The organism is Myxococcus vastator, assembly GCF_010894475.1.
GTDB classification, from domain to species: domain Bacteria; phylum Myxococcota; class Myxococcia; order Myxococcales; family Myxococcaceae; genus Myxococcus; species Myxococcus vastator.
The window spans coordinates 1-7,690 of the sequence record NZ_JAAIYB010000406.1 but is presented as its reverse complement, the minus strand read 5'-3'; the positions used below and the strand labels follow the sequence as shown (position 1 = coordinate 7,690).

Genomic DNA, 7,690 nt, shown 5'->3' with positions numbered 1-7,690 from the left:
CTCCAGGTGTGCCCGCGGCCCGCCCGGAAGCCACGCCCCCAGTGAAGCTCCACGCACCATCCGGCACAGGATGCCATTTTTACTGGAATCAAACGTCAATACTGAAAACCAGTGAAAATGAAAAAGTGCACCCTCACTGGCAATAAAGCCAGAATTCGTTGTATAGGCGGACCAGGGGAGCCCCATCCCGCCCGGTCGTTCCTCGCCGGCTCCCCACACCCCTGACGCACCGCCTGTAGGGGCCTGGCCCCTCCATTGCCACTCCACCCGTTGCAGACGAACCGCGTGCCGGGGGGCCGCGCTCGTCTGGCGAGCCCGCCATGCCTGTGTCCGCGCAAAAGCAGGAAGAGACCGGAGTTCCCGCCCACGCATCCGCGGGCCGTTGCCCCCACCTGGGCGCCCAGTACAACCCCTTCACCGGCCCCCACGCGGAGGACCCACACGCCTTCTTCGAGCAGCTTCGCAAGGACGAGCCCGTCAGCTTCAGCCCCATGCTGAACATGTGGCTGGTGAGCCGCTACGAGGACATCTCCCAGGTGCTGAGGAGCCCGGCGCAGTACTCCAACCGGGACATGCTGGGCAGCGGCACCCACCTCACGGATGAGGCCAAGGCCATCCTGGACCAGGGCTTCCCCACCGCGCACGTGCTGCTGGGCATGGACCCGCCCGAGCACACCCGCCTGCGCCGCCTGATGAACCGGGGCTTCACCGCGCAGCGCATCGCCGGCATGGGCCCCTTCATCCAGCAGATGGCCACCACCCTGGTGGACCGCTTCGCCCAGGACGGCCAGGCGGACCTGGTGCAGCAGCTCGCCTGGCCGCTGCCCGTCCACGTCATCCTCGGCGTCATGGGCGTGCCGCAGGAGGACGTCTGGAAAATCAAGCGCTGGAGCTCCGACTGGCAGCAGCTCGTCTTCGAGTACGTGGCCCCCGAGCTCCAGGCGGAGATGGCCAGGGGCGTCATCGAGTTCCAGCAGTACTGCATCCGCCTCATCGAGGACCGGAAGCAGCACCCCCAGGCGGACCTCACCAGCTACCTGGTGGCCGTGGAGAGCGACGGCGAGGCCCTGACGATGCACGAGCTGGTCATGGCCGTGGGCGCGTCCATGCTGTCGGCCGGCCATGAGTCCACCACCGCGCTGATGGCCAACGCCTGGAAGGTGGCCCTGCAGCAGGGCCTGTGGCAGCGGCTGCGCGACGACCGCGCCCTGGTGCCGAAGTTCCTCGAGGAGTCCAGCCGCTACGACTCCGTCTCCCACGCCATGATTCGCACCGCGAAGGAGGACGTGGAGCTGAGCGGGGTGAAGATTCCCCAGGGCTCGCGCCTGCTGCTCCTCTTCGCCTCCGGCAGCCGGGACGAAGCCCTCTGCCCCCACGCCAGCAAGCTGGACGTGGACCGGGAGAAGGTGCCCCAGCACCTCACCTACGGCCGCGGCACCCACTTCTGCCTGGGCGCGCCCCTGGCCCGGCTCCAGTTCGAAATCACGACGAACATCCTCCTGGACCGGCTGCCGGACCCGAAGCTCGTCCCCCACCAGGACTTCGGCACCTGGCAGAGCCTGGTGCTGCGGCAGATGAAGCACCTGAAGGTGGAGTGGACCACCTGAGCCCACCCACCCGGCAGTAAGCGAGGGCCTGGCGACCGACACCGGTCTCCAGGCCCTTTTCATGTCCGGAGGTCTGCGACCTCCACCCAGGAGCGGGTGATTTCCCACAAAGAAGGGTAGAAACCCACCCCACCTTGAGTGAATGGACGGGACAAATCAGACCCCCATGGGGTACAGGAAGACCCGAAGAGGCCTTTCACTCTGGAGAGCGTGCATTCCGGAAAGAATTTTCTTGCCTCACCACCCATTTCCGCGAGAAAGAGTCCGGGAACACCCTGCTTCCGAGTAAAGCAGAAGGAGCCCCCCGACATGTACGCTCAAGTGGTGGATGAGGCAGACATTCAGTTCGCGCACCGAGTTGACCGCAAGGCGCTGGCCGCCATCACCCGGGAGATGTCCCAGGTGAACAATGGTCGGGCGCTGTGGGCCATGGTCAGTCAGTGGCTGGTCATCGTGGCGGCATTTGCCTTCGTGCTCTTCGTGGACCGCTGGTGGGCCTGGCCGCTGGCGGCCGTCCTCATCGCCACGCGGCAGCACGCGCTGCTGGCGCTGATGCATGAGGCGGCGCACTACCACTTCCTGTCCAACCGCAAGGTGTCGGACGTGGTGAGCGACCTGCTCTGCGCCTTCCCGCTCAACATGACGACGGCGGGCTACCGGCACGAGCACATGCTGCACCACCGCTACGTGAACACGCCGCGGGACCCGTACCTGGCCGGGCAGCTGGTGGACGCCTCCTGGCACTTCCCCCGCACGCCGATGCGCGCCACGGCCGTGTTCCTGGCGGACGCGCTGGGCCTGTACGCCCCCAACCACCTGAAGGTGGTGCTGCCGTGGACGTACTGGGGCCGCCTGGTGGGCCGCGCCCAGCCGCGCATCTCCGCGGGCGAGCACCTGCGCTACTGGCTGTACGTGGCCACGCTCGTCACGGTGCTGGTGACGACGGGCGCGTGGCTGCACTGGCTGCTCTTGTGGGTGCTGCCGACGACGACGGTGATGATGGCCTTCTTCCGGATGCGCGCCCTGGGTGAGCACCCCATCGAGGAGACGACGTCCGGTGACGAGACGCGCGAGACGCGCGACGTGCTGGGCACCGCGCTGGAGAACTTCTTCATCGCGCCGCTCAACGTGAACCTGCACCTCACCCACCACGCCTTCCCCTCCGTGCCCTTCTACAACCTGCCCGCCATGCACGCGCAGCTCGAGCAGGCCGGCTTGCTGGAGGACGGCGTGAATCAGTTCGACACGTACCTGGGCAAGGAGAACAGCCTCATCCAGTACCTCACGCGTGAGCCGGAGGCCTCCGCCGCCGCGGCCGCCGCGTCCCAGCAGCCGAGCCTGGGCCAGCCGCTCCACTCGTGATGGCACCGCGAGGCCAGGCCTCGCCCCGCGCCGTCCAGGTGAAGCCGGGGGGCTCCACCCAGGACGGCCGGCGAGGCCGCGGCCCGCGGTCAGAAGCGCCGCAGTGAGGACCAGGGGAAGGGCTTCCAGAAGGGCGTCACCACGTCCTCGCCCTCCAGCGGAAACCAGGGTCCGGTGTCGCCTCCGGCGGAGAGCACGTGGAAGTCCTGCGCGGGCATGAAGCCCTGCCCCAGCAGCGCCACCTTCTCCCCTTTCGCGTTGGCCGCCACGTCCAGCACCAGCACCGCGTGCCCGGGACTTCCACCCAGCACGAAGAAGTCCCCGGGCCGCACGTCCTCGCGCGAGGGCCGCCCCTTGAGGGACTCCAGGGAGTGCGTGCCCGCGTAGGTGAAGACCAGGTCCAGCCACGCGCGGAAGCTGGCGCGTGAGTCATCCGGCGCGGCGCCGCGCACCCACGCCACCTTCGAGCCCGACACCCGCGCCCGGTCCCCTTCCGCGTACCGGGGCCACCGCGCCAGGTGCCCGCTGGTGAAGCGGTAGGCCAGGTGCTCCCGCGTGCCGCTGGCCCAGCGCCACTCCGCATGGAGGCGGATGACGGAGTCCGCGCACTGCTGGAGGTTCGCGGTACCCACGTCCAGCTCCGCCACCGCCGCCAGCCGCGCGTCCTCCGGCGCCAGAATCCGCCCGCCCTGGTGGCTGAGCACCGGCGTGCCCTCCGGCCGCAGCGGAAGGCCTCGCAGCCAAGCCCCGAAGGAGCCCTTCACCACCGGCACCCGCGTGTAGCCCTCCGGCGGCGCCACGGCGGCCTCCAGGGGGCGCACCACCGCCTGGGCCGGCAGCCATGCGTAGCGCGCCAGCTCCTCCTTCGTCGCGGGCCGGGGCGCGCCCTCCTCCGCGGCCCCCCCGGACATGGGGAGCAGGCACAAGGCCCACAGGAGCGTCCAGGCCCACGGACGAACGCGGCCCTTGGCGGCGGGGAGGGACGAGGAGGACGGGCACGGCGGACAGTCGAACGCGGACACGAAGCAGCCATCTCCAGGAGTCAGGGCGGCACGACAGGTGGCGCCGCGGGTTGGAGGTCTCTCACGGGCCGGGAGTTCCCTCACGTCCGCTGGAATCCAGCCGCTCGCTGCCTGCCCTGCGCTCCCGGGGGTGGGTCTACCGCTGAACGCTCGCCGCCCTCGGAACGTGCGCGGCGGGGACCGAGCACTACCTTGAGTTGTATGCGCCGTCAGGCGAGCCTCGCGCTGCTCAACACCTTGTCGCTGACCCGGCTGCCCCTGGCGGTGGCCTTCATCCTCGTCCCGGATGCCTGGGTTCGCGCGGGGCTGGTGGTGCTGGCCGCCTTCACGGACTTCCTGGATGGGTGGATTGCCCGGCACAGGGGGCTCGCCACGCGGCTGGGCGCGCTCATCGACCCGGTGGCCGACCGCGCCTTCATGGTGACGGCCCTCCTCGTCTGCTACCTGGACGGGCTCATCAGCGGGGTGGCGGTGCTGCTGCTGGTGCTGCGCGACGTCGGCACCACCGTGGGCTTCTTCGTCGCTCGCATGGCGCCCGGGTTGCGCTCCGTCGAGCTGAAGGCGCGGAGGCTGGGCAAGGCCGTCACGTCCTTGCAGTTGGTGACGCTGCTGTGCGTGCTGCTGTTTCCTCCCGCGGTGGTGCCCCTGGTCGCGCTCATCGGCGTGCTGTCCTTCGCCTCGGTGGTGGACTACTCCCACGCGGTGCTGAAGGCGCGGGCGCGGGACGCCGGGCCGCGGCGGATGAAGCCGGAGTCCGGCGGCGCGGCCTCCCCGGGCGCCACCCTGCCGCCGGTGCGCAAGTAGGGCCGCGGCTTCAGGGCTGCGCCGCCGAGTCCGCGGGCTGGGCTTCAGGGAGGCCCAGCACCCGGGCCCTCTCGGTGGCGATGGCGGAGCGTTCGCCTTCGCTCATCTCCATCCAGACGTCATCCATGTCGTCGAGCAGCCCGTCCTCCTCGGGGGAATCGCCTTCAGGGTGCCGGGCGCGGGCGAGCCGCAGCTTGTTCAGGAGTGCACGGTAACGGTCGTAAGCAGACATGATGGGAACCTCCGCCTCGGGGACGAGCATCGGGCGTGCGACTGACGCGGCGTGGATGGGCCTGGCACCTCACTTCCGGGGTGGATTGGACGGGAGCACGGAGATCTCCATCGTCCGCTCTTCATCCAGCAGGTTCACCACCGCGCGGACCTGCTCGCCGGGCTCGAGCTTCCGCAAGGCGATGTTGCGCCCGTCCCGGAACACCCGCGTCTGGGGGTCCACGCGCAGCGTCAGCGGCGGACCGTCCCCGACGGCGATGGCCACCTCCGTGTCGCCCACGGAGCGCACCACGCCGGTGTAGACGGCATCCACCACGGCCGTACCGGGAGGCGACGGCACGTCCGAGCCCGCGGGGGGCACGTCACTGACGACGCCCGCGGCGCCAGCGCCGCCCGTGCCCGGCTGCGCGCCGGTGTCCCGCGGGGCGGCCGTGTCCCGCTGAGGACTCACCACCCTCGCGCCGGGAGGAATGCCCGCGCCGCCCGTGCCAGCGACCTGCCCGCGGAGCTGCGTCACCTCCTGGCGGAGCTGCAACAGCTCGGCGCGCAGCTGATTCACTTCGCGCTGGAGCGCCGCGGCGTCCGTCGAAGTCAGGCCCTGTCCTGTTGGCGCCTGCTCCGTCCGCGCGGGCTCCTGCGGTGTGCCTTGCGCCGTCGCCACGTCGCCACAGAGCAGCATCGACAGCCCCGCGAGGCCCAACACCAACGCCCACCCGCTTGCTTTGCGCAGCATGAGGTCCCGACCTCCTTCCCATTTCAAAGGTGGGGCCTGCCGGGTGACGGACAACCACCGGCCCGGCCGGGATGCGCTGGAGCGCCACCTGCCTGGCGGGCACCTGCCTGCTCGCACGGGGACCGCGGGCGGCGCGGAAATTCTTCAAGGCGGGGCTGAAACTCCGAATGGCCTCGCGCCACTCCTTGGGCGCCGGGCCTGAGCAAGCCTGGTCCGGTGGTGTCACGCGGCGGACCGCGGCGCCACGGGTGTGTCTTTTCCTGGAGAACACCATGTCCAAGTCGTCTGTCTGGGTGAGCCTGAGTGTCGGTCTGGCGTTGGGTTTCGCGGGGGGGCGCGTGGCGCGTCCCACGGAGCTGGCCACGGGAACGGCCCATGCGGCCAACGTCGCGGCGAAGGCGCCCGCCCCCGGCGCGCGGCCCCGTGCGCCGATTTCGCCCACCGTCTACAAGGTGCCGGTGAATGACTCGCCGACGGCGGGCGCGGAGGACGCGCTCGTCACGTTGGTGGAGTTCTCCGACTACGAGTGCCCGTTCTGCTCGCGCGCGAACGGCACCGTGAAGCAGCTCCAGGAGCGCTATGGCCGCAAGCTGCGCGTGGTGATGAAGCACCACCCGCTGGCCAACCACCCGCGCGCCCGGCCGGCGGCGCTGGCGGCGCTGGCGGCGGGTGAGCAGGGCAAGTTCTGGGAGATGCATGAGGCGCTCTTCGCGAACCCGCGCGCGCTGAGCGAGGCCGACCTGGAGCTCTACGCCATGAAGGTGGGCCTGAACGTCTCGCGCTGGAACCAGGACCGCGCGGACCCGCGGCTGGCGGAGCGCATCCGCCAGGACGAAGCGCTGGCGATGCAGTTGGGCGCCACCGGCACGCCGGCCTTCTACGTGAATGGCCGCTTCATCAGCGGGGCCCAGCCGCTGGAGGTCTTCACGGGCGTGGTGGACGAGGAGCTGAGCAAGGCGGAGGCCCTGGTGCGGACGGGCGTGCGGCCGGTGGAGGTGTACGCACGCACCATCTCCGCCGGAAAGGACAGCCCGCCCCCGCGGCAGCTGATGCCCGAGGAGCCGGCCATCCAGCAGGTGGACGTGGGCGCCGCGCCGTCCCGGGGTCCGGCCGACGCGCCGGTGACGGTGGTGGCCTTCTCGGACTTCGAGTGCCCGTTCTGCGCCCGCGTGGTGCCGACGATGAAGGCGCTGGAGGCCGCGTATCCCGGCAAGCTGCGCGTGGCCTTCAAGCACCAGCCCCTGACGCAGCACCCGAACGCGAAGCTGGCGGCGGAGGCGGCCATGGAGGCGCACGCGCAGGGCCGGTTCTGGGAGTTCCACGACGTGCTCTTCGCCAACCAGCGCAACCTGGACCGGGCGTCGTTGGAGGGCTACGCGCGGCAGGTGGGCCTGGACGTGGGCCGCTTCAACGCGGCGCTGGACTCGCGCAAGCATGACGCGCACGTGTCCGCGGACGTCGCCCAGGCCATGCGCGTGGGTGCCACGGGCACGCCCACGTTCTTCATCAACGGCCGGCCGGTAACGGGCGCCCAGCCGGTGGAGCACTTCCGCGCCATCATCGACGACGAGCTGCGGAAGGCGGCGCGGTAGTCACGGCGCCGAGGCCGCGACCTCTGAATCAGAGCGCGCGGCCTCAGGCTCCGGAGGCCGTCTCAACACCCCCAGGTTCGTCACCTCGCGGGCGTTGACGTTGAACTCCACGCGCCCGTTGGACGTGTTCAGCACGTGTCTGCCCGGCTTCAGCCCCGGCACGAAGATGCCGCCATCCCACAGCGTGTAGTGCGACGGACCGACCCACTGGCCGTCCACGGTGATTTCCTGTCGGCTGCCCCAGAGGTGGCCGTCTCCGAAATCCATCACCGCGGCGACGGCGCCCGTCTCCTCCAGGTGGATGTCCACGGACACGCGCTCCCCCTCCCCGCCCCGGAC

8 protein-coding genes and 1 pseudogene are annotated in these 7,690 nt (G+C 70.4%); 4 read left to right on the top strand and 5 right to left on the bottom strand.

All coding sequences use genetic code 11. The features are described from left to right. A partial coding sequence (locus G4D87_RS39050; RefSeq protein ID WP_205507765.1) for a hypothetical protein occupies nt 1-186 on the bottom strand: 186 nt, incomplete at its 3' end. A gap of 134 nt (nt 187-320) precedes the next feature. Between G4D87_RS39050 and G4D87_RS29665 the strand changes: the two genes are divergently transcribed. Together G4D87_RS29665 and G4D87_RS29660 are read left to right on the top strand one after the other, a co-directional pair. Further along, entirely contained in the window at nt 321-1,607 is a 1,287-nt protein-coding gene (locus tag G4D87_RS29665) for a cytochrome P450 (RefSeq protein ID WP_163786066.1), read from the top strand. Nucleotides 1,608-1,916: 309 nt separating this feature from the next. Beyond that, the gene (locus G4D87_RS29660; protein ID WP_163786065.1) at nt 1,917-2,969 is read left to right on the top strand and encodes a fatty acid desaturase family protein; all 1,053 of its coding nucleotides are present in this window, start codon (nt 1,917-1,919) and stop codon (nt 2,967-2,969) included. 89 nt (nt 2,970-3,058) lie between these two features. Here G4D87_RS29660 and G4D87_RS29655 read toward each other — a convergent pair whose 3' ends face one another. After that, the gene (locus G4D87_RS29655) at nt 3,059-4,075 is read right to left on the bottom strand and encodes a DUF4846 domain-containing protein (RefSeq protein WP_163786064.1); all 1,017 of its coding nucleotides are present in this window, start codon (nt 4,073-4,075) and stop codon (nt 3,059-3,061) included. Nucleotides 4,076-4,192: 117 nt separating this feature from the next. On the opposite strand from G4D87_RS29655, the gene G4D87_RS29650 reads away from it, so the two are divergent. Next, complete coding sequence (locus G4D87_RS29650; protein ID WP_163786063.1) at nt 4,193-4,795, top strand: CDP-alcohol phosphatidyltransferase family protein; 603 nt, start codon at nt 4,193-4,195, stop codon at nt 4,793-4,795. A gap of 10 nt (nt 4,796-4,805) precedes the next feature. On the opposite strand, the gene G4D87_RS29645 is transcribed toward G4D87_RS29650, so the two are convergent. Both G4D87_RS29645 and G4D87_RS29640 read right to left on the bottom strand, forming a co-directional pair. Continuing rightward, complete coding sequence (locus G4D87_RS29645; protein WP_240358715.1) at nt 4,806-5,027, bottom strand: hypothetical protein; 222 nt, start codon at nt 5,025-5,027, stop codon at nt 4,806-4,808. Nucleotides 5,028-5,096: 69 nt separating this feature from the next. Continuing rightward, nucleotides 5,097-5,759 (bottom strand): hypothetical protein, encoded by a 663-nt coding sequence (locus G4D87_RS29640; RefSeq protein WP_163786061.1) that lies wholly within the window; start codon nt 5,757-5,759, stop codon nt 5,097-5,099. A gap of 272 nt (nt 5,760-6,031) precedes the next feature. On the opposite strand from G4D87_RS29640, the gene G4D87_RS29635 reads away from it, so the two are divergent. Continuing rightward, entirely contained in the window at nt 6,032-7,351 is a 1,320-nt protein-coding gene (locus tag G4D87_RS29635) for a DsbA family protein (protein WP_163786060.1), read from the top strand. Here the strand turns inward: G4D87_RS29635 and G4D87_RS29630 are convergent. Then, nucleotides 7,352-7,690: pseudogene (locus tag G4D87_RS29630) on the bottom strand (carboxypeptidase-like regulatory domain-containing protein); the annotation flags it as partial. It abuts the gene before it with no gap.